The sequence below is a fragment of the Sphingomonas sp. 28-62-20 genome (assembly GCF_002281505.1).
The window spans coordinates 15,695-37,715 of sequence record NZ_NCGH01000015.1 but is presented as its reverse complement, the minus strand read 5'-3'; the positions used below and the strand labels follow the sequence as shown (position 1 = coordinate 37,715).

The following is a 22,021-nucleotide window of genomic DNA, read 5'->3' as shown; positions in this document are numbered from 1 at the left end:
GTCGGGAAATGGCATGCGCAAACCTACGCCCGAACGCGTGCCGACGGCCAGCCAACCCGGACCAGCAGGCCGTCGGGTCCGGCTATGCCAACTTCATACAGGCCCCATTCGCGGTGCCGCAGCACGCCGCCCGGGCGGATGATCAAATCGTCGACTCGCGCGGCGATGGCGTCGACATCGGGGGTGCGGATGAAGACGCCGAAGGGATTATGTTCAGCGGGAACGCGCCACGCGCCTGATCCGGCCTGGATCAAATGCACTTCGCATCCCCAGCCGGCCATGATGACATAGTCGTCTGATCCGCCTGCGCGCGCAAAACCCAGTCGCTCCCAAAAGGGGATGGCATTGGGCAGATCGTTGCTTGGCACGATGGCAAACGCGCCGATGGATGGGGTGTCGGACATCGAATGATCCTATAGCACCACAAATGGCTGCATTATTGGCGCGTCAGCGTGGTGCGATTGCGGGTGAGCCATGCCTCGCCGCTATCATCAAGGAAATCGACTTCCTTCAGCGTGACCATCGTCGCGCCATCACGGGTGGTGGTTTCGCGAATCCGCGCGGGGCGATCATCATCCTGGCCGTCTTGTGTCTCTTCGAGCGTCCAGCGATCGAGCGCCGCCGCGCGGGTTAGCCGCAGTGTCGTCGTTGTCAGCTCGGTCTCGCGCCCTTTGCGGAAGCTGGCGCTTTGCTCGCGGTTGGTTTTGGGGTCGAACAGCGCGATCGTGGTGATCGTGACAATGCCGGTTTTGGGGCCGTCATCGAAATCAGCATGGCGGATCAACGTCAACCCGTCGCGCATCATCTCGACCGATACGGTAACCGGCAGGCCGAACCAGCGATCGGCCTGATAGTCGCGATATTCGAGCTTGCCCGTCCAGTTTCCCACAAGAGCCGCGCGAATGGCGGTTGTCGTCACGCCGGGCGCGGCTTCTTGTGCGCTGGCCAGGCTGGTGGGGATCAGCAGGGCCATAAAGATCGCGCATAATGGTCGCCGCATTGTCTCAAGCCCTTTACCATGACGACCGCGCCTTGCTGTGCGTCGCCACCATTGCTATCGCGAAGCCCATGATCCCGCCACCCGAAATCACCCGCGTCACCCAGTCCCGCGTTGCCTGTGACGGCGCGCATGATGGTATCCCGGCCGCGCTCGGCCATCCCCGCGTGTTCCTGGAAATTGACGAGCAGGGCTATGTCGATTGCGGCTATTGCGATCGGCGCTTCGTGCTGATCGGCGGCGCGGCGGACGGGGCAGACCAATCGACTTTGCCCGATCATCCCGCTGGCGCGAGCGTTTAATCGCCCTATATTGCCGGGCATGACCCAAATAGCTGACCCCCGCGCCCTGCTCTATTCAGCTGGCGCACTCGACCCCGCCGAAGCGCAGCGCTTGACCGCTGACGCGCTTTCCCGCGCCGATGATGGCGAGCTGTATCTGCAATATCGCAAATCGGAAGCATTTGGTTTCGACGACGGGCGGCTGAAAACCGCGAGTTATGATACCCAGTCGGGCTTTGGCCTGCGCGCGGTATCGGGTGAAACAACCGCCTTTGCCCATGCCAATGAAATCAGCGCCGCCGCGATCAGTCGCGCCGCCACCACAATGGCGCTGATTGACCCGTCGGCATCAGCCAAGGCGCCGCCGCCAAATGCCACCAACCGGCATCTTTATACCGATGCCGATCCGCTCGATCTCGTTCCCTTCGCGGACAAGGTGAACCTGTGCCAGACAATCGACGCGGCGGCGCGCGCGCGCGATCCGCGCGTGGCGCAAGTATCAGTGTCACTGTCGGGCAGTTGGAGCGTGGTTGAGATCGTCCGCCCCGATGGTTTCATCGCAACCGATATCCGCCCGCTGGTGCGGCTCAACGTGTCGATCGTCGTCGAGCAGAATGGCCGTCGAGAGACCGGCAGCTTCGGGCTCGGTGGGCGCTATCTCTATGATCAGCTAATGGGCCCCGACACCTGGAATCGCGCGATTGATGAGGCGCTGGCCCAGGCGCTGGTCAATCTCGAGTCGGTCGATGCCCCGGCGGGTGAGATGACCGTGCTGCTCGGGCCCGGCTGGCCCGGCATCCTGCTCCACGAAGCGATTGGCCATGGGCTGGAGGGTGATTTCAACCGCAAGGGCACCTCGGCCTTTTCGGGCCGGGTTGGTGAGCGAGTCGCGGCACCCGGCGTGACGGTGGTCGACGATGGCTCGCTGCACGACCGCCGCGGCTCGCTGTCGATCGATGATGAGGGCACGCCGACCCAGGAGAATATCCTGATCGAAGACGGTATCTTGAAGGGCTATATTCAGGACCGGCTCAACGCGCGGCTGATGGGGGTCGCCCCCACCGGCAATGGCCGCCGCGAAAGTTTCCAGCACGCGCCGATGCCACGGATGACCAACACCTTCATGCGCGGCGGGCGCGATAATCCGGCAGAGCTGCTCTCGCGGGTAAAGAAGGGCATCTTCGCCAAGTCGTTCGGCGGCGGGCAGGTCGATATCGTCTCGGGCAAATTCGTGTTCAGCTGTACCGAGGCTTATCTGGTCGAAAATGGCCGGATCGGCGCGCCGATCAAGGGCGCAACGCTGATTGGCGATGGCCCCAGCGTCCTCACCCGCGTGATCGGCATCGGTGACGACATGGCGCTCGACGAGGGCGTTGGCATGTGCGGCAAGGGCGGACAGAGCGTGCCCGCGGGGGTTGGGCAACCGACATTGCTGGTCGATGGGCTGACGGTGGGCGGGACGGCGGTTTAGCGGCGGGCGGTCAACCACTTCCCGTCAAGACGTCGATCGCCGATATAATACGAAGCCGCTCGTGCTCGAGCGATCCGATCCGTGTCATCAGTTCCCTGCGCGAAATGGTTCCGGCGAATTGGGTGACCATAACGACATCGGTTTCCTCGATGCGGAAGCGCGGGTGGAGGCGCGGGATGATTACTGCGTCAGCCTCGGCGACGATCAGCGGCACGACAAAACGCGTTTCGTAAGCGTTGATCAGGTCAGACTGGCAGTCAAGCACCAGACTGCTGTCGGACAGTCGAAAGACGTCGAATTGCGCCATCAGAACTGCCGATATTTCTCCAGCGGCAGGCCGTGCTGTTCGACCCATTTGTTCCAGTAATCGAAAGCTGCTCGATTTTCTTCGCGAAAGCGCCTTTGCTCTTCCTGCTTGCTTGCTTCGCGCAGTGCCGCTTCGCACACTTGGCTCAAATTCAGACCCACTGCGCGCGCAGCCTCGACGACACCGGTATCGAGAGATAGATTGACGGCTTTCCGTTTGCTGGAACGGATCGACTCTATTTTCATGCGCATAAATTATGCGCAAGTTACATGCGTGTCAACGCAAGGATATTGCCCATGGCCGAATTCTTTACCGCGATCGACGACAAGCATCGCGCTTTCATTGCCAAACAGCCGATCTTTTTCGTCGCCACCGCTGCGGAAGGGGCCCGCGTTAATGTTAGCCCCAAGGGGATGGACGTGTTTCGCGTGCTCGGGCCCAACCGCGTCGCCTATCTCGATCTTGGTGGATCGGGCAATGAGACCCAGGCGCACCTGACCGCAGACGGCCGTATCACCATCATGTTCTGCGCGTTTGATAATCCGGCGCTGATTCTGCGGCTTTATGGGACGGGCAGCTATCATGTGATCGGCGATCCGGGCTTTGACGGCCTCGCCGCGCATTTCCCCAAATTGCCGGGCACCCGCCAGATCTTCGACATCACCGTCGATAGCTTGCAGACCAGTTGCGGCTGGGCTGTGCCGAAGATGACGCTGGAGAAGGAACGCGACACGCTGGTTCGCTTCCATGCGCAGCAGGACCCCGCTGAACGCCTTGCCCGCATTGCCGAGCGCAACAAGAGCATCGACGGGCTGCCGGTGCGGGTGCAGACCGTCATGCTCGACCCCATGGCCTGAGCCGTGGCGCTCATCGAACTCGGGCGATTCGATCGCAACGAAGCGCATATCGTGATCGGGTTGCTTGATTCAGAGGATATTTTCGCGGTCGCTTTTGATGGCCATGCCAGCATCGCCGATGGCAGCGCATTTTTGATCCCGGTGCGCGTGATGGTCGATGCCGATGATCTCGCCGCCGCGCGGGCGATTGTCGAAAAAGCGGCACGATAACTGCCTATTTTTTGGGCAGGCCTTCGCAACTGCACAAAAATTTGACTCTGGCTTGCTTGGCTAGTGTCGCGAAACCGCAATATTTCAACATTTTGTGACTCTGGCATGCCCCTTGCTGAGATGTTTCTCGCACGTGCACAATTATTGGGGGGCAAGCGATTGAAACTGGTCATCGCCATTATCAAACCATTCAAACTCGATGAGGTCCGCGAGGCGTTGACCGATATCGGGGTCGCCGGGATGACCGTGTCAGAGGTGAAGGGCTTTGGTCGGCAAAAGGGCCAGACCGAGATTTATCGTGGCGCGGAATACACCACCAATATGGTGCCCAAGATCAAGATCGAAGTTGTTTGCGCAACGGACCTGGCACCGCGCGTGATTGAAACGATCCAGGCTGCAGCCAACACCGGATCCATCGGCGACGGCAAGATTTTCGTGCTCGATGTGGGCCAGGCCGTGCGGATCCGCACCGGCGAAACCGATACGACCGCCCTGTGAGCCGGTCAGTGAAGGGGGCAATGATGACGCTTTCAATGAAGACGGCCGGCAAATTGGCAGGATTGGGGATGGCCAGCGCGACGCTGTTTGCTGCCCTTCCCGCCTGGGCCCAGGACGCGGCAGCAGCAGCACCGGCCGCGCCGTTCGTGCCCACCGCTGCCATGGTCAACAAGGGCGACACGACCTGGATGCTCATTTCGTCGGTGCTGGTGCTGATGATGTCGGTGCCGGGCCTCGCGCTGTTTTATGGCGGCTTGGTGCGCACCAAGAATATGCTGAGCGTGCTGATGCAGGTGCTGATGATCGTGTCGGTCGCCAGCCTTGTCTGGGTCTGCTGGGGCTATTCGATGGCATTCACCGCAGGCAGCGGCGATACGGCGCCCTTTGTCGGCGGCTTTTCCAAGGTGATGCTGATGGGCGTCGATGCGAGCACGCTCGCGGCGACCTTCTCAAACGGCGTTTATCTGCCTGAATATGCCTTTGTGATCTTCCAGATGACCTTTGCCTGCATCACGCCGGCCTTGATCGTCGGGGCGTTTGCTGAGCGCGTGAAGTTTACGCCGCTGATCATTTTCGTGGTCGCGTGGCTGACGCTCGTCTATTTCCCGATCGCGCATATGGTGTGGTACTGGGCTGGCCCGGATTTCCTGCCCGCTAACCCGACCGACACAGGCTATCTGTGGGGCAAAGGCGCGCTCGATTTCGCGGGCGGCACGGTGGTGCACATCAATGCAGGCATCGCCGGGTTGGTCGGCTGTCTGGTGATCGGTCCCCGGCTTGGTTTCAACAAAGAACCCATGCCACCGCATTCGCTGACTATGACGATGATCGGGGCCAGCCTGCTCTGGGTCGGCTGGTTCGGCTTCAACGCTGGCTCCAACCTGGAAGCCAATGGCGTGACGACGGTGGCGTTCATCAACACCTATGTTGCCACGGCGGCGGCGGCGATTGCCTGGGCGGTGATTGAACAGATCGTCCACAAAAAGCCTTCACTGCTGGGTGCCGCGACTGGCGCCGTGGCCGGCCTTGTCGCGATTACTCCTGCCTCGGGCTATGCAGCGCCGATGACATCAATCGTGCTGGGTTTCGTGGCTTCCATCGTCTGCTTCTTCTTTGTGACGACGGTGAAAAAGGCGCTGAAATATGATGACTCGCTCGACGTGTTCGGGGTCCACTGCGTCGGCGGGATCGTCGGTGCGCTCGGGACCGCCATCTGCGCCGCGCCGTCGCTCGGTGGCCAGGGCTATTTCGATTACACGGTGACGCCGGCGGGCTTCTACCCGGAAAAGTACGACATTGTCGCGCAGCTCTGGGTCCAGCTACAGGCCGTGGGCATCACCTTGGCGTGGTCGGGCGGCGTTTCGCTGATCCTGTTCCTGCTGCTGAAATACACGATTGGCCTTCGTCCCTCCGCCGAAGTCGAAAGCGATGGCCTCGACATCAGCGAGCATGGCGAACGCGCCTATAACTACTGACACGATCGGGGTGCGCCGCCCGTCGCTAAAGACAGTGGCGCACCCCCACCTAGGTTCCTCCTGCGAACATCCTAAGGCCGGAGCGGCAACGCTCCGGCCCTTTTTTTGAGGTCGGGATGCCGAGAGGATGCTGAGGGCTCGGCGGGATCGGCCTATGCGGCATCCGGCGCGAAGATGCGGAGCCGATGGCCATCGGGGTCGAGCGCGACAAAGGTGGTGCCAAAGCTCATCCGGGTCGGCGCCTGCGCGATCGTCAAACCGCGCTGCTTCCAGTCGGCATGGGTCGCCTCAACTGCGGCTGCATCAGCAACAGTGAAAGCCACCTCACTGGCCCCGGTTTGGCCGCTGCTTGTCGGCTCGACGGTTTCTGCCGACCATAGGCCGAGCATCACGCCATCCTTGAGCGGCAGCAGGGCAATATCGGGCTTTTGATCGACGATTGGAATATCGAGCAACGCGGCGTAGAGCTGGGCGCTGGCGGCATGGTCTGTGACGTGCAGCAGCAGAAAACTAAAATCTGACATGCGAGGTCTCCTCGGATCGGCGGCATCCGGGGTTGGGTGCCGACCGAGAGACATCTAAACTGCCATACTGCCAGTTTATGTCAGTAGTCGTTCACTTTGCGTCATTGCTCCGGGATTCCCCGCAGCGCGCGCCATTCCTTGAGCAACGCGGCGCGGCGGCGCGGCATTCGGTGGGGCGCGACATCAAGCGCCGTGATTCGATCGGTTCTGAAATGCCGATGATCTTCGCGCAATTCGCACCAGGCAACGACAACGCGCACCCGATCATAAAAGGCGAGCGCAAAGGGCCAGATGGTCCGCTGGGTGATGCTGCCCTGCTCGTCAGCATAGGCAATGGCCAGTTTGCGTTCGGACCGGATTGCCGCGCGGATCGTCGCCAATTCAGCGTCGCCAGCGGCGATGCGCTGACCGGGGCCGATTAACAGGCCCGACGCTTCAATCCCGTCCTTCAGGTCATCGGGCAGGACCGCGCCGATCTTGGCCAGTACATTGCGCGCCGCCGTGCCCAGCGACCCGTCGGCGCGTTCCGATACCCAGCGCGAGCCGAGCACCAGCGCCTCAATCTCCTCTTCGGAAAACATCAGCGGCGGCAACATGAATCCTGGGCGCAGGACATAGCCGACGCCCGCCTCCCCATCGATAGGGGCACCCTGCGCGCGCAAGGTGTCGATATCGCGATAGAGCGTCCGCAAAGACACGCCGAGTTCTTCGGCAAGCACAGCGCCCGCTACCGCCCGGCGATGGCGACGCAGGACCTGGACCAGATCGAGCAGGCGTTGCGAGCGAGACATGATGCGGCCCTCCCCGGAAGGAAATAGCATCATATGCTGCCATTAACTGGCAGTAGAGCAACCCCAAACCTGCAGCATTTTCAGGACAAGCCCAGCCAGTGGGCCTAACCAGTTGCGCCCTTAATCGAGGCTGCCAGGCGGCGACGGTTCAGAAACTGGGGTGGTTTCCGGCTCGTCCTTGGGCGTCACTGGCCCTTCAGGGGCCGCCTTGCTCGCACGCCGCGCCAGCATTGTTGCCCCGAGCAGAAACCCGCCGGGCACAAGCAACACTGCGGCGGCGAGGCCGATGCGGTTCCAGTCTTTTCTATCCACGCCCGTGCTTTAGGCGATCAGGCGAGGTCCGCCAGTATCAAATCGGCGCAGCGTTCGCCAATCATGATCGACGGCGCATTGGTGTTGCCCGATATCAGCTTGGGCATGATCGAGGCATCGGCGATGTAGAGCCCCGTCACCCCGCGCACGCGCAGTTTGGGATCGCAGACCGCGCCCTCGTCCGATCCCATCCGGGCGGTGCCGACCGGGTGATAAATGGTGTCGGCGCGCGCCCGGATCAGTCGCTCGAGCGCATCGTCATCGTTCAGATCGATGGGATTGCGGTCGCGTGCGTCGTACTTGGTCATCGGCGGGGTTTCGAGGATGCGGTACATCGCCTTGACGCCCTTTTTCATCAGGTCGATGTCGCGCGGATCGGTGAGGAAGGCGGGGTCGATCAACGGCGCGGCGCGTGGATCGATCGAGGCGAGCCGCACCGTGCCCTTGCTCTCGGGCCGCAGCACACAGACATGGCCAGAAAAGCCGTGCGCGGTCACTTTCGACCGGCCGTGATCTTCAAGCGCTGCGATCACGAAATGCAGCTGCACATCGGGGCAAGGCGCATCGGGGTTCATCGTCAGGAACGCGCCGCTTTCGGCATAGGGAGACGTCATCGCCCCCTCGCGCTTGCGGAACCACTGGATCAACGCGCGCGCCGAATTGAACGTGCCCGTTAGCGTCTGCCCCAGGAACTGTGTGTTCTTGGTCTCATATGACGCGACATAATCGAGGTGGTCCTGCAGATTCTCGCCAACCTCGGGCCGGTTGATCCGCACCGCAATGCCATGGTCGCGCAAATGCGCGGCGGGGCCGATGCCGGACAGCATCAGCAATTGCGGCGTGCCGAACACCCCGCCGGCGAGCACCACAGCATGCTTCGCTCTGATCTCGCGCGATTCGCCGTCCTGCGTATAGGCAACACCCCAGGCGCGACCTTCGTCGAACAGGACGCGCTCGGCGGTCACGCCGGTCATGATCGACAGATTGGCGCGATCCCGCGCGGGCTCCAGATAGGCGCGCGCCGCGCTCCAGCGTTCGCCGCCTTTCTGCGTGACCTGGTACATGCCAATGCCGTCCTGCCGCGCGCCGTTAAAATCGTCGTTGCGCGGGATTTGGAGCGATGCGCCCGCTTCGATAAAGTCAAACGAACCGGGGTTGGGTGAGGTCTGGTTGCTGACATGCAGCGGGCCATTGCCGCCGTGGAATTCATCGGCACCGCGCACATTATTCTCGGCACGTTTGAAATAGGGCAGCACCTCGGCATGCGACCAGCCGGGGCAGCCCATTGCAGCCCAATTGTCGTAATCCCAGGCGTTACCGCGAATATAGATCATCGCGTTGATCGCGGAGGAGCCCCCCAGCCCCTTGCCACGCGGCTGGTATCCGCGACGGCCATTCAGTCCCACCTGCGGCACGGTTTCGAACTGCCAGTTGGTCTTGTCGGTCTGGAAGGGGATGAAGCCCGGAATGCGCGTGCGGAGCCCGGTATTCTTGCCGCCCGCTTCGAGCAGCACGACCTTGTAGGTGCCGCCCTCGCTTAGCCGACTGGCGACGGCGCTCCCGCCTGATCCACCCCCGACGACGACGATATCGGCTTCTTCCAAGTCTCTTCCCCTCGGCCTGCCTGGCTGTTTAGCCAATGCTGCTTGATCGATTCCGATGTGTCTCTGCTACCGTCATGGCTCCAGCCCGGCGGCATAACGATATACCCAATCTTGGCACGTAGACCCGGCGCTGCCCACACATCTTTGGCGATGCCTATCCATTCATGGAACGCCGCCCATAACAGGTTGAAGCTGCCAAGCTGTTTGACGATGCCATAATGGGGCCGGTCGTCATCGCGTTCCGCCACGAAACTGCCGAACATCTTGTCCCAGATGATGAACACCCCGGCATAATTGCTGTCGAGATAGCGCGGGTTGATGGCGTGGTGCGCGCGGTGGTGCGATGGCGTGTTCATCACCGCTTCAAACCAGCGCGGCATCCGGTCGATCACTTCGGTATGGATCCAGAACTGATAGATCAGGTTGATCCCCGCCAGGAAGAACACCATCGCCGGTGGAAAGCCGATCAAAAACAGCGGCAAGCGAAACAGGAAACCGAGCGAGAAAAAGCCAGTCCATGTCTGGCGGAGTGCAGTCGACAGATTATAATGCTGGCTCGAATGGTGGATGACATGGCTCGCCCAGAACCAGCGGACGCGGTGGGCGGAGCGATGAAAGGCGTAATAGGCCAGGTCGTCGATCACGAAGACGATCGGAAACCAATACCATTCAAAACCAATATCAAAGAGGCGGAACTGCCACACCCAAAGCGCAATCGCATAGGCGGCACCGCCCACGATCACTCCGGCAATCGTGCTGCCCAGACCCAGCGACAGCGAGGTCAGCGTGTCCTTGGGCTCATAACGGCTCTTGTCGCGCGCCCAGGCCACCAGCATCTCGGCCAACACCAGAATGATGAAGGCGGGAACCGCATAGGAGACGGGGTCGGGCAAATTCATGTCGCTTGCTTACACCAGTGTCAGTGGCGCTGCCAGTGCCCGCGCGTCGTCGGGGAAAACGTTGATCAGCGTCACGGCGCCGAACAGGCGTTCACCCGTGTCGATCGTCACGCCCTCTGGCGCGTCGCGAATCAGCAGCGGTGGCACCAGCCGACGGGCGGCGACCTTCGCCCCGTGGCGCTTCAATACAGCGACGGTGCCGTTGCCCGCGACTAAGGCGGCATCGCCGTCCTTGCTGACAATCGCGCGCCGCGCTTCGAACCCGGCAAGCATTTCCTCGGCAATCCGGCAGGCTTCGTCAGCGCTGGCGATCTTTCCCTCCCCCAGCCGCAACAGCCGCGCAAGCAGCGCGAGGCCGAGCACACCGACAACGGAAATGATCAGCTGGGTCAGGCTCATCGCGTGGTCACGCGCCTGCTGCCAGGGCGTCAAGCGTGGGGCGAATGCCGGACAGGTCATAGCCAGCGCCCGCTGCCTGCTGCACCAGCGTTTCCGGGTCGGCGCCACCTTTTGCCATCGTCAGCGCCCAGAGGTTGCAGCTGCGCGTGCCCGACCGGCAAAAGGCGAGCACGGGCCCGGTCGCGCTTGCCAGTGCTTCGGCCATCGCTTCGAGCTGGGGATGGCCGAAACCGGCATGGCCGACGGGAATCGCGACATAGCTGAGCCCGCTCGCGGCAGCGGCGGCCTCGAGCGCGGCACCGACGGGCTGGCCGGTTTCCTCGTCTTCGGGGCGGTTGTTGATGACAGCGACGAATCCGGCGCCGGCGATTTCGGCCAGATCATCGACCTCGATCTGCGGGGCGACGGCAAAGTCAGGGGTAAGAACGCGGATCATTGTGACTCCCGGATCACGGCCAGAAAGGCATCACCGTAAGCCTCCATCTTGCGCGCGCCAATCCCCGTAATCTGCCCCAGCGCCACTCGCGAGGCTGGCTTCAGCGCGGCCATCTCGCGCAGCACCGAATCGTGGAAGATCACATAGGGCGGCACCTTGGCCTCGGTCGCCAGCTCGCGGCGTCTGGTGCGCAGTGCTTCGAACAGTGGATCATTGGGCATATCGGCCGCCGCCGCGCGCCGCCTGCCGCCGGGTTTTTTGATTGGCGGCGCGACGATTTGCACCGGTGCGTCGCCCTTCAGCACCGCGCGCGCGTCTCCGCCCAGGCTCAGGCCGCCATGCTCGGTGGTGGTCAGCAATCCCCGTGCCTGCAACGCGCGCGACAAGGGCCGGATCAGCGCGGCTTCAGCGCCCGAGACGATGCCGAACACGCTCAGCCGGTCATGCCCCATTTTCTCGACGCGCTCATCTGTCGCGCCGGTCAGCACCTTTTCGAGATGGCCGACGCCAAAGCTCTGCCCGGTGCGGTACACCGCCGACAGGAATTTGCGCGCCAGCTCGGTTGCATCGATCAGCGCGGGTTTCGACAGGCAATTATCGCAATTGCCGCATTCGGCGGGCGGATTTTCGCCGAAATGCCGCAGCAGCATCGCCCGGCGGCAGGTGCCCGTCTCGACCAGTCCGGACAAAGCTTGCAATTGTGCGCGCGCCGTTGCCTGCCGCTCGGGCTCGACCTCGGCAATGCGTTGCTGGGCGCGGGCGAAATCCTCCGCGCCCCAAAAGAGATGCGCAACCGATGGATCGCCATCGCGCCCGGCGCGGCCGGTTTCCTGATAATAGGCCTCGATCGATTTGGGCAGCCCGGCATGCGCGACGAAGCGGACATCGGGCTTGTCGATTCCCATCCCGAACGCGATCGTCGCGCAGATCACCATATCCTCCGACCGGACAAACGCCGCCTGGTTGCGCGCACGCACGGCGGGGTCGAGGCCGGCATGATAGGCGCGCGTCGGCCGACCGGTGCTGGCGAGTTGTTCGGCAAGCCGCTCGGTCGCGGCGCGGGTTTGGGCATAGACAATGCCCGGCCCCGGCGTGTCGCGGATCACTTGGGTGATCTGGCGCGCGGTATTGTCGCGCGGGGAGATCATGTAGCGGATATTGGGCCGGTCGAACCCGGCGATGATCAGCCCGTCCTTCGGAATGCCAAGCTGGTCGAGGATATCGGCACGGGTATGCGCGTCGGCGGTGGCGGTCAGCGCGAGCCGAGGGACATCGCCGAACTCGTCAAGCAAGGGCCGCAGCAGCCGGTAATCGGGGCGGAAATCATGCCCCCATTCGGAAACGCAGTGTGCCTCGTCGATCGCGAACAGCGCAAGTGGGGCCTGCCGCAGCAGATTGCGGAACGACTCGTTCGACGCCCGCTCAGGCGCGACATAGAGCAGATCGAGCTCCCCCCGCCGGAATCGCGCCACCGTTTCGGCCTGGTTGGTGTCGACTGACGTCAAGGTGGCGGCGCGAATGCCGATCGCATCCGCCGCGCGCAGCTGGTCGTGCATCAGCGCGATCAGCGGCGAGACGACCACGCACGTCCCCTCCAGCACCACCGAGGGCAGCTGATAGCATAAAGACTTGCCCGCCCCGGTCGGCATCACCGCCAGCGTATTTTCCCCCGCCATCACCCGCGCAACGACATCGCCCTGCACGCCGCGAAAGGCCGGAAAGCCAAAGGTCTTTTGTAGCGTGTCGAGCGTTGTGGGCATAAGGGCTGCGCTACCGGGCAAGCCGCCATCACCGCAAGGGGTAGGATCACGATGACTGAAAGCGATCGCGATCTTCTCACCAAGGTCCCCGCCGTTACCTTGGGGTTCTGGATTATCAAGATTCTGGCGACCACGCTCGGGGAAACGGGCGGCGATACCGTGTCGATGACGTTGGGACTTGGCTATCTGGCGGGTACCGGCATTTTTCTCGCCGCGCTGATTGTGCTGGTGGCGGCGCAGATTGCCGCGCGGCGGTTTCACCCGATGCTCTATTGGGCGACGATCATCGCCTCGACCACAGCGGGCACGACGATGGCCGATTTCGCGGATCGCTCGCTGGGGATTGGGTATGCGGGCGGATCTTTGCTGCTGCTGGCGTGCGTGGTCGCGTCGCTGGTCGTCTGGTGGCGGATGACGGGGTCAATTTCGGTAGAGACCGTCCATTCGCCCCGCGCGGAAATCTTTTACTGGATCACGATCACCTTTTCGCAGACGCTCGGCACCGCGCTGGGCGACTGGATCGCCGACGATACGCCGCTGGGCTATGAGGGCGGCGCATTGCTGTTCGGGGCAGCACTCGCGCTGATCGTACTGGCTTATTACCGCACCGGCATTTCGCGGGTCGCCCTGTTCTGGGCGGCCTTCATCCTCACCCGGCCATTGGGGGCAACCGTCGGCGATTATCTCGACAAACCCGTTGCCGATGGTGGCCTGGCCTTTAGTCGTCCGCTCGCCACTTTGGTACTTGGCGGCGCCATTCTTGCGCTGCTGTTCATCCTGCCGCAGCGCGCCGGCACTCATGAAGGAGCAACCGCATGACCGATCGCCTAAAAGGAAAAGTCGCGCTGGTGACCGGGGCCGCACGGGGCATTGGCGCGGCGATCGTTCGCGCCTTTGCAGGGGAAGGTGCGACCGTCTGGATTACTGATATCGATGGCGAGGCGGGCGCCGAACTTGCCAACGAGATTGGCGGCACCACCCGTTTCCTGCCGCTTGATGTCGGCGAGGAGGGCGATTGGGAGGAGGTAATGGCGGCACTCCTCAAGCGCGACCGACGGCTCGATATCCTCGTCAACAATGCCGGCATCACTGGCTTTGAAGACAGCAGCGGCCCGCATGATCCCGAACATGCCTCGCTCGCCGAATGGCACCGCGTGCACCGTATCAACCTCGACGGCACCTTTTTGGGGTGTCGCTACGCCATTCGGGCAATGCGGGCGCAGGGGACGGGGGCGATCATCAATATGTCGTCGCGGTCGGGGCTGGTCGGCATTCCGGGGGCCGCCGCTTATGCCTCGTCCAAGGCAGCGATCCGCAACCATACCAAATCGGTTGCGCTGTGGTGCGCGCAGCAGGGGATGAAGGTCCGCTGCAACTCGATCCACCCCGCCGCGATTCTGACGGGCATTTGGGAGCCGATGCTGGGCGAGGGCCCCGACCGGGCGGAACGAATGACGGCGCTGACCAAGGATACCCCGCTAAAACGCTTTGGCACGCCGGAGGAAGTCGCTGCGATGGCAGTGTTTCTTGCCTCGGATGAGGCGACCTATGTCACGGGCAGCGAATTTGATATCGATGGCGGCCTGCTAGCGGGATCGGCAGCTTCGCCCGGCTGATCTTGTCCGGCCCTAATTTTGCCACGCCACCAAGCTGTTATGTAGTCCCGGCGCTGATGGCCGACGCAGGAGTTTCCAATCGATGTCGCGCGTTGCTGCCCATGCCCCCAAAGCTCTGCTGTTGCTGTTGGTGACTTGCCTTACCGGTGCGGCGATCGCAGCACCCAAGGCGATCGACTATGTGGTGCGGGGCGATGGCGTGGTATCGGCGGTGATCGGTGGCCAGCCTGCGCGGCTGCGGATAAGCCCTTGGGCACCCGCTGCCCCCACGCTCAACCCCGATTTTGCACAGCGGATCGGGTTGCATGGCGGCTTGTTCGGCTTTGCCGTCAAGGTCGGGCCCGTCAAGGTCGCCGGGCAGAGCAGCGTCACCCGGCTTGAAGTCAGCAAGGCCAGTTTTCGCCGTCGCGTGGTCTGGTTCGATCGGCCCTGGTCGACAGGGGCTGACGCGGCAGTTGGGCCGGGGGGCTTGCCCGTCGATATCGTCCGGTTCGACCTGCGCGCGCCGCAGCCTGGCGAACGGACCATCGCGGTGCCGCTCGATCAAGGACCTTTCCGGCCCAGCTATGGCCGGGTGGCAATCGGTAAGCGCTCGTTGATTGTGCTGTTTGATCCGCAACACCGCCAGACGCTGGCGACGGCGGGTGCCGGTGCGGCGCTTGCCGAGGGGTTGGGCGGGCAATTTTATGGCGGGGCAGATCGCGCCGAGGTTGCGTTTGGCATTCAGCGCCCGGTCAGGGCGATGCGGCTGGCGCGGCCGCTATCGGTTGGCCCGCTGGCGATCGAGCAACTGTTCGTGCGCACCGGCGATAATGGGTCGGTTGCGGGTATTCCCGATGCTGATGCTGATCCGGAAGAAATCGTCGTCACCGCGCGCGGCGGCAATCGTCGTGACGTGCTGATTGTTGGCCGCGACCAGCTGGAACGGTGTTCGTCGATCGTGTTCGACAAAAAGGCAAAGCTGATCCGGCTCAGCTGCCGCTGATCACTCCGCCGCCAGCGCGCCTTCTTCTTCGGCGCGTTCCTGTGCCTGGCGGTTCCACATATCGGCATAGAGCCCGTTCTTGCGGAGAAGGGCCTGGTGCGATCCGCGCTCGACCAGTTCGCCGGCTTCAAGCACGACGATCTCATCGGCATTGACGACGGTCGACAGCCGATGGGCGATGACGATGGTGGTGCGGCCTTTGCCGATTGCCTCGAGCGTGTCCTGGATATCGCTCTCGGTGCGGCTGTCGAGCGCACTGGTCGCCTCGTCAAGGATCAGGATCGGTGGATTTTTCAGAAGCGTGCGCGCGATCGCCACGCGCTGCTTCTCGCCGCCCGACAATTTCAGGCCGCGCTCACCCACCCGCGCCTGATAATGGCCCGGCTGGCGCGCAATGAACTCAGCGATCTGCGCACCGCGCGCGGCCTCCTCAATCTCGGCCTGGCTCGCGCCCGCGCGGCCATAGCCAATATTATAGCCGATCGTGTCGTTGAACAGTACGGTATCCTGCGGGACGATGCCAATTGCGGCGCGTAAGGATGTTTGCGTCACATGCGCGATATCCTGCCCGTCGATGGTGATCCGACCGCCGGTCAGATCATAGAATCGGTACATCAGCCGGGCGAGGGTCGATTTGCCCGCCCCCGATGGCCCGACCACTGCCAGCGTATGCCCGGCGGGAATATCGAGATCGATGCCCTTCAAAATCCGCCGCGCCGGATCATAATCGAACACGACATTTTCGAAGCGGACATGGCCCGGGCCCACCACCAGATCAGGCGCATTGGGCGCGTCGGTTACCTCGGCGGGGGCATCGATCAAGTCGAACATCGCCGCCATGTCGATCACGCCCTGGCGGATCGTGCGATAGACCATGCCGAGCAGGTCGAGCGGGCGGAATAATTGCGCGAGCAGGGTGGAGACGAGCACCACGTTGCCCGCGTTGAACTGGCCCTGGCTCCAGCCCCACACCACCAGCCCCATGCCGCCTGCCATCATCAGATTAGTGATCAGCGACTGACCAATGTTGAGCCAGGCGAGCGAATTCTGGTTGCGGACCGCGGCGGTCGCATAGGCCGCCATTGCGCCATCATAGCGGGTCGCTTCGCGCTCCTCGGCGCCGAAATATTTGACGGTTTCGAAATTGAGCAGTGAATCAACGGCATGCGCCACCGCACCGGTATCGAGGTCGTTCATTTGCGCCCGGAGCGCATTGCGCCAATCGGTGACGATCCGCGTGAAGACGATGTACACCGCGACCATCGCGACGGTGCCCAGCACCAGCCACAGCCCGAATTTCGAATAGAAGATCTGCAGCACCAGCCCGAGTTCAAGCACCGTCGGCGCGATGTTGAACAGCAGGAAATAGAGCATGGTGTCGATGCTCTTGGTGCCGCGCTCGACCACCTTGGTGACCGCCCCTGTCCGGCGCTCAAGGTGAAAACGCAGCGATAATTGGTGCAGGTGACGGAAGACGGTCGCCGCCAGTCGCCGCGTCGCATCCTGCCCGACTCGCTCGAACACCGCATTGCGCAAATTGTCGAACAGGACAGACCCAAAACGCGCGGCGGCATAGCCGACCACCAGCGCCAGGATTAGCGTCGTCGCGCCGCGGTCCCCCGCCGCCATGTCGTTGACCACGCCTTGCAGCGCAAAGGGTGCGCCATAGACCTGCACGATCTTCGACGCGACGACCAGCAGCAGCGCGATGACGATGCGCAGGCGCAGCGCGGGCTGATCCTTGGGCCACAGATAGGGCAGGAACCGGCGCAGCATTGGCCACAAGGGCGGTTCTGGGCGGTCAGTCGCGGAGGAAAGATCGGGTGGCATTCGTGCTGCATGTAGGGTGCGCTTGCGCAGAACGAAAGCTTCTCGGCAGGCAAAGGGGCGCCGCCCAGCGGGTTTCTTTCCCGAACGGAGACGATCAGGGGCTGATCACGCCTGGCGCGGGCGCACCCACAACGCCGGGTCGCGCCCGGTTGGCGGATAGCGGCGTGCGCGGTTGGCGGCTTCGCTGCCGGCGCGCCAGATCCAGCCGATCTTTTGCCCAGTCGAAGTCGTTACGCGCCGGTCCCAGGCCTGGCCACCGCGCCGCGCAACCTCCCGACCAATGCCGCCATAAATGCCAGCGGCGGCCAGCACTGCCCAGGCCGATCGGAAGTCCAGCGCTGGCGTGCCGTAGCGCGCGCTGGCTTCATAGGCAGAGGCGCGATCGGCGAGCCTTTGACCCAGCAGCGCAAGGGCTGGCCGGTGTTCAGCCGCCATCAGCGCGCCTGCCGGAATCTGCAGCTCGTCCAGCCAATCGACCGGCAAATAACAGCGTCCAACACTGGCATCTTCGCCGACATCGCGGGCGATATTGGCGAGCTGAAAGGCGATGCCAAGATCGCAGGCGCGGTCCAACGTCGCCTCGTCACCCGGATCGACCCCCATCACCACCGCCATCATGCAGCCGACAACCCCGGCGACGTGATAGCAATAGCGCAGCAGATCATCTTCGGTCTGTGGCCGCCAATCGGCGGCGTCGAGCGCGAAGCCGGCAATATGATCATGGGCAAAGCCATGCGGCAGCCTGATTTCGGCAGCAACGATACGCAGCGCGTCAAAGGCAGGATCGCCGACCCATTGCCCGGCCAAAGCCGTTTCGGTTTGCGCGGTGAGCAGCGCGAGCCGGGCCTGCGGATCATCCACCACCGTTATGCCATGGCCATGGTCTTGCCCATCGGCGAGATCGTCGCACGCGCGGCACCAGGCATAGAGCAGCCAGGCGCGTTCGCGGGTCGATCGGGCAAACAGGCGGCTGGCGGCGGCAAAGCTCTTCGACCCCCGGGCGATCGATTCCTGAGCGGAGGCAACAATGGCGTCACGGCCCGGCAGCGCGGGCGCATGGCTCACAAGTCTTTGCTGCCAATCTGGGCAATGGTCGTGGCGGGCACATGCGCGGCCATCTTGGCGAGCAGCCCGTCCAGCGTGGCATCGACGATCATCAGCCCTTGATGCTGGGGGCGGATAAAGCCGACCTCGCCCATCTTGGCGGCAAAGGTGATCAACCCGTCATAAAAGCCGGCGATGTTGAGGACGCCAACCGGCTTGGTGTGATAGCCAAGCTGCGCCCAGCTTAGCGCTTCCCACAGCTCATCCATCGTGCCGGTCCCGCCGGGCAGCGTGACAAAGCCGTCTGACAGATCCGTAAAAGCCTGTTTGCGTTCGTGCATCGTCCGGCACACGTGCAGCTCTGTCAGCCCCCGATGCGCAACCTCTGCATCGACCAGCGCCTGCGGGATAATGCCAATCACTTCGCCACCGGCGGCAAGCGCCGAATCGGCAATTGCCCCCATCAACCCGAGTCGGCCGCCGCCATAGACGACGCCGATTCCCTGCGCTGCCAACCCGCGCCCAACGGCACGGGCGGCTTCGATGTACACGGGATCAGTTGGTGTCGCTGAGCCGCAATAAACGGCAAGTCGCTTCATTTGGGCTGCGTCGTGCAAGCTTTGGCCATGGCACCTGCCAACACCGTCCCGGGAATGACGGCGTCATACGCAGGCAGGGGATAGGCATAGCTGCGCGTTGCCTCCCCGAGCGGATTATATTCGGTATAGGACAGCGTCTTGGACAGTTCTTCGCTGCATTTGAACAACACCACTCGCTTGATTTCCTTGGCCGGGCCAGTCTTCACGGCGGCATATTGGGTCTTGATCAGCACTTGGCGAACTGGCTGCCCGTCATCATCGGGCGTATCGCGCAGGCTGCCCGTATCGACATACCACAACGATCCTTGATTACCTTCGGAGACATAGGCCCAGGTTGCGCCCTCGCTCGTCGTCATCAATGCCGCGCTCAGCCACAGGGCGCTGCTCGCCACCACTGAAATCATTGCCGATCCTCCTCCAACATCAGACCTGCGGTGGCCTTGGCGCTGCCGACAACGCCGGGGATCCCCGCACCGGGATGTGTACCTGCACCAACAAAGTAAAGATTTGGGATATTATCGTCGCGATTGTGGACCCTGAAGAAAGCGCTTTGCAAGAGAATTGGTTCCAGGCTGAACGCGCTGCCCAGATGGGCATTGAGATCGGCGCTGAAATCGCTTGGCGCATAGTGGAATTTGGTGACGATCCGGTCGTGGATGTCGGGGATCAACCGCTTGCCGATCTCATCAAGGATGCGCTTCTCCAGGATCGGGCCAACCTCGTTCCAGTCGACCGGAAACTTGCCCTGATGCGGCACCGGGCACAGCGCATAAAAGGTCGAGCACCCCTCAGGCGCCATGCTCGGATCAGTGACGGTCGGGTGGTGGAGATAGAGCGAGAAATCCTCGGCCAGCACGCCGTGATCATAAATGTCGGACAGCAGCCCTTTATAGCGTGGGCCGAACAGGATCATGTGGTGGGGAATTTCGGGGAAATTGCCCTTCAACCCGAAATGGGCCACGAACAGCGACGGCGAATAGCGCTTGCGCTCAAGCCGCTTCTTTGTCCGCTGCGCACTGCGTGAGGATTTCAGCAGATCACGGTAGCTGTGCATCACGTCAGCATTGCTGGCCACGGCATCGGCATCACCGTGCCAGCCGCTTTCGGTGGTGACGCCCGTCGCGCGATCGCCCAGCGTGTCGATGCTGGCGACCGGATCGTTCAACCGCAGCACCCCGCCGATGCGTTCAAACTGTGTGACCAGGCCGGCGATCAGCTTGTTGGTGCCGCCCATCGCGAACCAGACGCCGCCGTCCTTTTCGAGCTTATGGATGAGCGCATAAATCGAACTGGTCGTCATTGGATTGCCGCCCACCAGCAAGGTGTGGAACGACAGCGCCTCGCGCAGCTTGGGGCTTTTCACAAAGCTGGAGACGACTGAATAGACGCTGCGCCATGCCTGATATTTCATCAAGCTGGGTGCAGCCTTGATCATCGAGGCGAAATCGAGAAACGCGACATGGCCGAGCTTCAAATAGCCTTCTTTGTAGACCCCGGCTGAATAGTCCAGGAAGCGACGATAGCCATCGACATCTTCAGGGTCGAGCTTGGCGATTTCGGCGGTCAGCTGCGCATCGTCGTTCGAATAGTCAAAATTGGTGCCGTCGGGCCAGTTGAGCCGATAAAAGGGCATGACGGGCGCAAGCGTGACGTCCTCATCCATATCATGGCCCGACAACGACCAAAGTTCGCGCAGGCAATCCGGATCGGTGATGACGGTGGGGCCAGCATCGAAGACAAAGCCCTCTTTTTCCCAGCAATAAGCGCGGCCGCCCGGCTTGTCGCGGGCTTCAACGATGGTCGTCTGTACGCCCGCTGACTGCAGGCGAATGGCGAGCGCCAGGCCACCAAAGCCGGCACCAATGACAATTGCAGTTTTCATGCGGGCTTGCTCCTGAGCGCCTTGATGGCATTGGCAATGGTCACCGGGGGTTTCCCGGTGAGGATCCGCGCTTGATCGAACATCGTGGTTTGTCCCGCATAGAAGCGCCCGATCAGCGCAGGGTTGAGGCGGTAAAAGCGCTCAAGAATGCGATATCGTTCATCGGGTTCGCCAGCGCGATACAGCATTTTGTCCAGCATGCGGTAAAAGCCGCGCTTGCGCCATGTCGTTCGGGCAAAGCCGTGCATCAGTTCGTGCAGGCCAGCGCCTGAAAGATCGGGCGCGCGCGCGATCAGCGATGCAGTGCGTACGGCATCGGGCAGCGAATAGCCGGTGGTCGGGTGGAACAGCCCGGCGCGCATGCCCGCCTTGGCCACCTTGTTGCCGCCGCTTTGCCAATATTCCTCGAAATCCCCGCCGAGCGCGACCGGCAAGGCGCCGCTTTCCTCGCGCAATATTTCCCCCGTCCGCCAGCCTTTGGCGCGGGCATAGTCATCGATCCGCTCGGCAATCGGATCGGCATTGCTGCCGCCGGGCTTGGGCCGGTGGAGATCGGGGGTGTCGCTGTAATAGGTGTCTTCGATGAACAGCCGGGTTGCTGAAAAGGGCAGCGAATAGACGAATCGATAGCCGTCAATCTGTTCGACCGTCGCGTCCATCACGATCGGGCGCACCAGATCATGCGGTTCGGTCAGCGCATATTCGCGCCCGACAAATTTCTGCCAGCCAAGATCGAGCTTGGACAGATCGCCCGATCCGCGCGCATCAATGACGCCCTTGGCTTCGACCCGGTCGCCATCGGCAAACACCACTGCCTTGGCGCTCGCGCCCAGCACCTTGCGGCCGAGCATCAGCGCGCCTTCGGGCATCAACGAGCGCACCAGCAGATCAAGCCGTTCGGATTCGATCGAATAATAGCTGGCCTTGATCGGCCGGCCATGCGCGGGGAATTTGATGTCGTAGGACGTCCAGCCATAGCAAACCAGCGGCGCCACGATCCAGCGATCGCCATCGGCAATGTCGCTGGCAAAGAATGACCAGAGATGATTGCCGCCGATCGACGACGACCCTTCGATCAGCCGCACGTCCAGGTCGGGGCGCTTTTTCCTGAGCGCAAGCGTGATCAACCCGCCGGCAAGCCCCCCACCGACGACAGCGAGATCGCACTTGATCGTCGTAGCCATAGCGCCGCCTAACCGATTTTTGTGCCGACGCGAAACCCTCCCTGTGCCTTTTGCCCGATG

At 62.6% G+C, this 22,021-nt stretch carries 27 protein-coding genes; 9 read left to right on the top strand and 18 right to left on the bottom strand.

Features of this window, described 5'->3' with window-relative positions; translation table 11 throughout:
* Nucleotides 1-23: 23 nt before the first annotated feature.
* Nucleotides 24-404 (bottom strand): glyoxalase, encoded by a 381-nt coding sequence (locus B7Y43_RS13435; RefSeq protein WP_374132168.1) that lies wholly within the window; start codon nucleotides 402-404, stop codon nucleotides 24-26.
* A 32-nt stretch (nucleotides 405-436) separates the two neighbouring features.
* A complete protein-coding gene (locus B7Y43_RS13430; protein ID WP_374132167.1) occupies nucleotides 437-973 on the bottom strand; it encodes a hypothetical protein in 537 nt (178 codons plus the stop codon).
* 95 nt (nucleotides 974-1,068) lie between these two features.
* Here B7Y43_RS13430 and B7Y43_RS13425 point away from each other — a divergent pair, with 95 nt between their 5' ends.
* On the top strand, nucleotides 1,069-1,299 hold the full coding sequence (locus B7Y43_RS13425) for a zinc-finger domain-containing protein (RefSeq protein ID WP_374132193.1): 231 nt from the start codon (nucleotides 1,069-1,071) through the stop codon (nucleotides 1,297-1,299).
* Nucleotides 1,300-1,318: 19 nt separating this feature from the next.
* Nucleotides 1,319-2,749 (top strand): metalloprotease TldD, encoded by a 1,431-nt coding sequence (gene tldD / locus B7Y43_RS13420; RefSeq protein WP_374132166.1) that lies wholly within the window; start codon nucleotides 1,319-1,321, stop codon nucleotides 2,747-2,749.
* Nucleotides 2,750-2,759: 10 nt separating this feature from the next.
* Here the strand turns inward: tldD and B7Y43_RS13415 are convergent, their stop codons facing one another.
* Nucleotides 2,760-3,056, bottom strand: a complete 297-nt coding sequence (locus B7Y43_RS13415; protein ID WP_374132165.1) for a CcdB family protein — start codon at nucleotides 3,054-3,056, stop codon at nucleotides 2,760-2,762.
* The gene (locus B7Y43_RS13410) at nucleotides 3,056-3,307 is read right to left on the bottom strand and encodes a type II toxin-antitoxin system CcdA family antitoxin (RefSeq protein WP_374132164.1); all 252 of its coding nucleotides are present in this window, start codon (nucleotides 3,305-3,307) and stop codon (nucleotides 3,056-3,058) included. Before B7Y43_RS13410 ends, B7Y43_RS13415 begins: the two co-directional genes overlap by 1 nt.
* Nucleotides 3,308-3,352: 45 nt before the next feature.
* Between B7Y43_RS13410 and B7Y43_RS13405 the strand changes: the two genes are divergently transcribed.
* From B7Y43_RS13405 to B7Y43_RS13390, 4 genes are all read left to right on the top strand, one after another.
* Nucleotides 3,353-3,913, top strand: coding sequence for a pyridoxamine 5'-phosphate oxidase family protein (locus B7Y43_RS13405; protein WP_374132163.1), 561 nt, complete (start codon nucleotides 3,353-3,355; stop codon nucleotides 3,911-3,913).
* Nucleotides 3,914-3,916: 3 nt separating this feature from the next.
* Complete coding sequence (locus B7Y43_RS13400) at nucleotides 3,917-4,123, top strand: putative signal transducing protein (protein ID WP_374132162.1); 207 nt, start codon at nucleotides 3,917-3,919, stop codon at nucleotides 4,121-4,123.
* Nucleotides 4,124-4,282: 159 nt separating this feature from the next.
* A complete protein-coding gene (locus tag B7Y43_RS13395) occupies nucleotides 4,283-4,621 on the top strand; it encodes a P-II family nitrogen regulator (RefSeq protein WP_374132192.1) in 339 nt (112 codons plus the stop codon).
* A gap of 23 nt (nucleotides 4,622-4,644) precedes the next feature.
* Nucleotides 4,645-6,096, top strand: a complete 1,452-nt coding sequence (locus tag B7Y43_RS13390) for an ammonium transporter (protein ID WP_374132191.1) — start codon at nucleotides 4,645-4,647, stop codon at nucleotides 6,094-6,096.
* Between the two features lie 152 nt (nucleotides 6,097-6,248).
* On the opposite strand, the gene B7Y43_RS13385 is transcribed toward B7Y43_RS13390, so the two are convergent.
* From B7Y43_RS13385 to recQ, 8 genes are all read right to left on the bottom strand, one after another.
* Entirely contained in the window at nucleotides 6,249-6,620 is a 372-nt protein-coding gene (locus B7Y43_RS13385; RefSeq protein WP_374132161.1) for a VOC family protein, read from the bottom strand.
* 101 nt (nucleotides 6,621-6,721) lie between these two features.
* Nucleotides 6,722-7,411 carry a YafY family protein gene (locus B7Y43_RS13380; RefSeq protein ID WP_374132160.1) on the bottom strand — a complete coding sequence of 230 codons (690 nt, stop codon included), beginning with the start codon at nucleotides 7,409-7,411 and terminating at the stop codon, nucleotides 6,722-6,724.
* A gap of 120 nt (nucleotides 7,412-7,531) precedes the next feature.
* Nucleotides 7,532-7,723 (bottom strand): hypothetical protein, encoded by a 192-nt coding sequence (locus B7Y43_RS13375; RefSeq protein WP_374132159.1) that lies wholly within the window; start codon nucleotides 7,721-7,723, stop codon nucleotides 7,532-7,534.
* 17 nt (nucleotides 7,724-7,740) lie between these two features.
* A complete protein-coding gene (locus B7Y43_RS13370) occupies nucleotides 7,741-9,327 on the bottom strand; it encodes a GMC family oxidoreductase (protein WP_374132158.1) in 1,587 nt (528 codons plus the stop codon).
* Complete coding sequence (locus tag B7Y43_RS13365; RefSeq protein WP_374132157.1) at nucleotides 9,261-10,226, bottom strand: sterol desaturase family protein; 966 nt, start codon at nucleotides 10,224-10,226, stop codon at nucleotides 9,261-9,263. The genes B7Y43_RS13370 and B7Y43_RS13365 overlap by 67 nt, the downstream gene beginning before the upstream one ends.
* A 9-nt stretch (nucleotides 10,227-10,235) precedes the next feature.
* Nucleotides 10,236-10,625 (bottom strand): hypothetical protein, encoded by a 390-nt coding sequence (locus B7Y43_RS13360; RefSeq protein WP_374132156.1) that lies wholly within the window; start codon nucleotides 10,623-10,625, stop codon nucleotides 10,236-10,238.
* Between the two features lie 7 nt (nucleotides 10,626-10,632).
* On the bottom strand, nucleotides 10,633-11,061 hold the full coding sequence (locus B7Y43_RS13355) for a TIGR01244 family sulfur transferase (protein WP_374132155.1): 429 nt from the start codon (nucleotides 11,059-11,061) through the stop codon (nucleotides 10,633-10,635).
* Nucleotides 11,058-12,821: a DNA helicase RecQ gene (gene recQ / locus B7Y43_RS13350; protein WP_374132154.1), complete on the bottom strand. Its 1,764-nt coding sequence runs from the start codon at nucleotides 12,819-12,821 to the stop codon at nucleotides 11,058-11,060. Before recQ ends, B7Y43_RS13355 begins: the two co-directional genes overlap by 4 nt.
* A gap of 51 nt (nucleotides 12,822-12,872) precedes the next feature.
* On the opposite strand from recQ, the gene B7Y43_RS13345 reads away from it, so the two are divergent.
* The 3 genes from B7Y43_RS13345 (at nucleotide 12,873) to B7Y43_RS13335 (ending at nucleotide 15,422) form a co-directional block, all read left to right on the top strand.
* On the top strand, nucleotides 12,873-13,640 hold the full coding sequence (locus B7Y43_RS13345; protein ID WP_374132153.1) for a hypothetical protein: 768 nt from the start codon (nucleotides 12,873-12,875) through the stop codon (nucleotides 13,638-13,640).
* Complete coding sequence (locus B7Y43_RS13340; RefSeq protein WP_374132152.1) at nucleotides 13,637-14,437, top strand: glucose 1-dehydrogenase; 801 nt, start codon at nucleotides 13,637-13,639, stop codon at nucleotides 14,435-14,437. Before B7Y43_RS13345 ends, B7Y43_RS13340 begins: the two co-directional genes overlap by 4 nt.
* Nucleotides 14,438-14,519: 82 nt before the next feature.
* A complete protein-coding gene (locus tag B7Y43_RS13335; RefSeq protein WP_374132151.1) occupies nucleotides 14,520-15,422 on the top strand; it encodes a hypothetical protein in 903 nt (300 codons plus the stop codon).
* Here B7Y43_RS13335 and B7Y43_RS13330 read toward each other — a convergent pair whose 3' ends face one another.
* The 6 genes from B7Y43_RS13330 to crtY all read right to left on the bottom strand — a co-directional run bounded on the left by B7Y43_RS13330 (nucleotide 15,423) and on the right by crtY (nucleotide 21,961).
* Nucleotides 15,423-17,252, bottom strand: coding sequence for an ABC transporter ATP-binding protein/permease (locus tag B7Y43_RS13330; RefSeq protein ID WP_374132150.1), 1,830 nt, complete (start codon nucleotides 17,250-17,252; stop codon nucleotides 15,423-15,425).
* A gap of 105 nt (nucleotides 17,253-17,357) precedes the next feature.
* Nucleotides 17,358-18,317, bottom strand: coding sequence for a phytoene/squalene synthase family protein (locus B7Y43_RS13325; RefSeq protein WP_374132149.1), 960 nt, complete (start codon nucleotides 18,315-18,317; stop codon nucleotides 17,358-17,360).
* Complete coding sequence (locus tag B7Y43_RS13320; RefSeq protein WP_374132148.1) at nucleotides 18,314-18,895, bottom strand: LOG family protein; 582 nt, start codon at nucleotides 18,893-18,895, stop codon at nucleotides 18,314-18,316. The genes B7Y43_RS13325 and B7Y43_RS13320 overlap by 4 nt, the downstream gene beginning before the upstream one ends.
* On the bottom strand, nucleotides 18,892-19,299 hold the full coding sequence (locus tag B7Y43_RS13315) for a surface-adhesin E family protein (protein ID WP_374132147.1): 408 nt from the start codon (nucleotides 19,297-19,299) through the stop codon (nucleotides 18,892-18,894). Before B7Y43_RS13315 ends, B7Y43_RS13320 begins: the two co-directional genes overlap by 4 nt.
* Entirely contained in the window at nucleotides 19,296-20,777 is a 1,482-nt protein-coding gene (locus tag B7Y43_RS13310; RefSeq protein ID WP_374132146.1) for a phytoene desaturase, read from the bottom strand. Before B7Y43_RS13310 ends, B7Y43_RS13315 begins: the two co-directional genes overlap by 4 nt.
* Complete coding sequence (gene crtY, locus B7Y43_RS13305) at nucleotides 20,774-21,961, bottom strand: lycopene beta-cyclase CrtY (RefSeq protein ID WP_374132145.1); 1,188 nt, start codon at nucleotides 21,959-21,961, stop codon at nucleotides 20,774-20,776. The genes B7Y43_RS13310 and crtY overlap by 4 nt, the downstream gene beginning before the upstream one ends.
* Between the last annotated feature and the right edge of the window lie 60 nt (nucleotides 21,962-22,021).

Bases quoted from the DNA above. Each gene is read 5' to 3' on its own strand.
- B7Y43_RS13435 (WP_374132168.1), bottom strand. From the start codon at position 404: ATGTCCGACACCCCATCCATCGGCGCGTTTGCCATCGTGCCAAGCAAC.
- B7Y43_RS13430 (WP_374132167.1), bottom strand. From the start codon at position 973: ATGGCCCTGCTGATCCCCACCAGCCTGGCCAGCGCACAAGAAGCCGCG.
- B7Y43_RS13425 (WP_374132193.1), top strand. From the start codon at position 1,069: ATGATCCCGCCACCCGAAATCACCCGCGTCACCCAGTCCCGCGTTGCC.
- tldD (WP_374132166.1), top strand. From the start codon at position 1,319: ATGACCCAAATAGCTGACCCCCGCGCCCTGCTCTATTCAGCTGGCGCA.
- B7Y43_RS13415 (WP_374132165.1), bottom strand. From the start codon at position 3,056: ATGGCGCAATTCGACGTCTTTCGACTGTCCGACAGCAGTCTGGTGCTT.
- B7Y43_RS13410 (WP_374132164.1), bottom strand. From the start codon at position 3,307: ATGCGCATGAAAATAGAGTCGATCCGTTCCAGCAAACGGAAAGCCGTC.
- B7Y43_RS13405 (WP_374132163.1), top strand. From the start codon at position 3,353: ATGGCCGAATTCTTTACCGCGATCGACGACAAGCATCGCGCTTTCATT.
- B7Y43_RS13390 (WP_374132191.1), top strand. From the start codon at position 4,645: ATGACGCTTTCAATGAAGACGGCCGGCAAATTGGCAGGATTGGGGATG.
- B7Y43_RS13385 (WP_374132161.1), bottom strand. From the start codon at position 6,620: ATGTCAGATTTTAGTTTTCTGCTGCTGCACGTCACAGACCATGCCGCC.
- B7Y43_RS13380 (WP_374132160.1), bottom strand. From the start codon at position 7,411: ATGTCTCGCTCGCAACGCCTGCTCGATCTGGTCCAGGTCCTGCGTCGC.
- B7Y43_RS13365 (WP_374132157.1), bottom strand. From the start codon at position 10,226: ATGAATTTGCCCGACCCCGTCTCCTATGCGGTTCCCGCCTTCATCATT.
- B7Y43_RS13360 (WP_374132156.1), bottom strand. From the start codon at position 10,625: ATGAGCCTGACCCAGCTGATCATTTCCGTTGTCGGTGTGCTCGGCCTC.
- B7Y43_RS13355 (WP_374132155.1), bottom strand. From the start codon at position 11,061: ATGATCCGCGTTCTTACCCCTGACTTTGCCGTCGCCCCGCAGATCGAG.
- recQ (WP_374132154.1), bottom strand. From the start codon at position 12,821: ATGCCCACAACGCTCGACACGCTACAAAAGACCTTTGGCTTTCCGGCC.
- B7Y43_RS13345 (WP_374132153.1), top strand. From the start codon at position 12,873: ATGACTGAAAGCGATCGCGATCTTCTCACCAAGGTCCCCGCCGTTACC.
- B7Y43_RS13340 (WP_374132152.1), top strand. From the start codon at position 13,637: ATGACCGATCGCCTAAAAGGAAAAGTCGCGCTGGTGACCGGGGCCGCA.
- B7Y43_RS13335 (WP_374132151.1), top strand. From the start codon at position 14,520: ATGTCGCGCGTTGCTGCCCATGCCCCCAAAGCTCTGCTGTTGCTGTTG.
- B7Y43_RS13330 (WP_374132150.1), bottom strand. From the start codon at position 17,252: ATGCCACCCGATCTTTCCTCCGCGACTGACCGCCCAGAACCGCCCTTG.
- B7Y43_RS13320 (WP_374132148.1), bottom strand. From the start codon at position 18,895: ATGAAGCGACTTGCCGTTTATTGCGGCTCAGCGACACCAACTGATCCC.
- B7Y43_RS13315 (WP_374132147.1), bottom strand. From the start codon at position 19,299: ATGATTTCAGTGGTGGCGAGCAGCGCCCTGTGGCTGAGCGCGGCATTG.
- B7Y43_RS13310 (WP_374132146.1), bottom strand. From the start codon at position 20,777: ATGAAAACTGCAATTGTCATTGGTGCCGGCTTTGGTGGCCTGGCGCTC.
- crtY (WP_374132145.1), bottom strand. From the start codon at position 21,961: ATGGCTACGACGATCAAGTGCGATCTCGCTGTCGTCGGTGGGGGGCTT.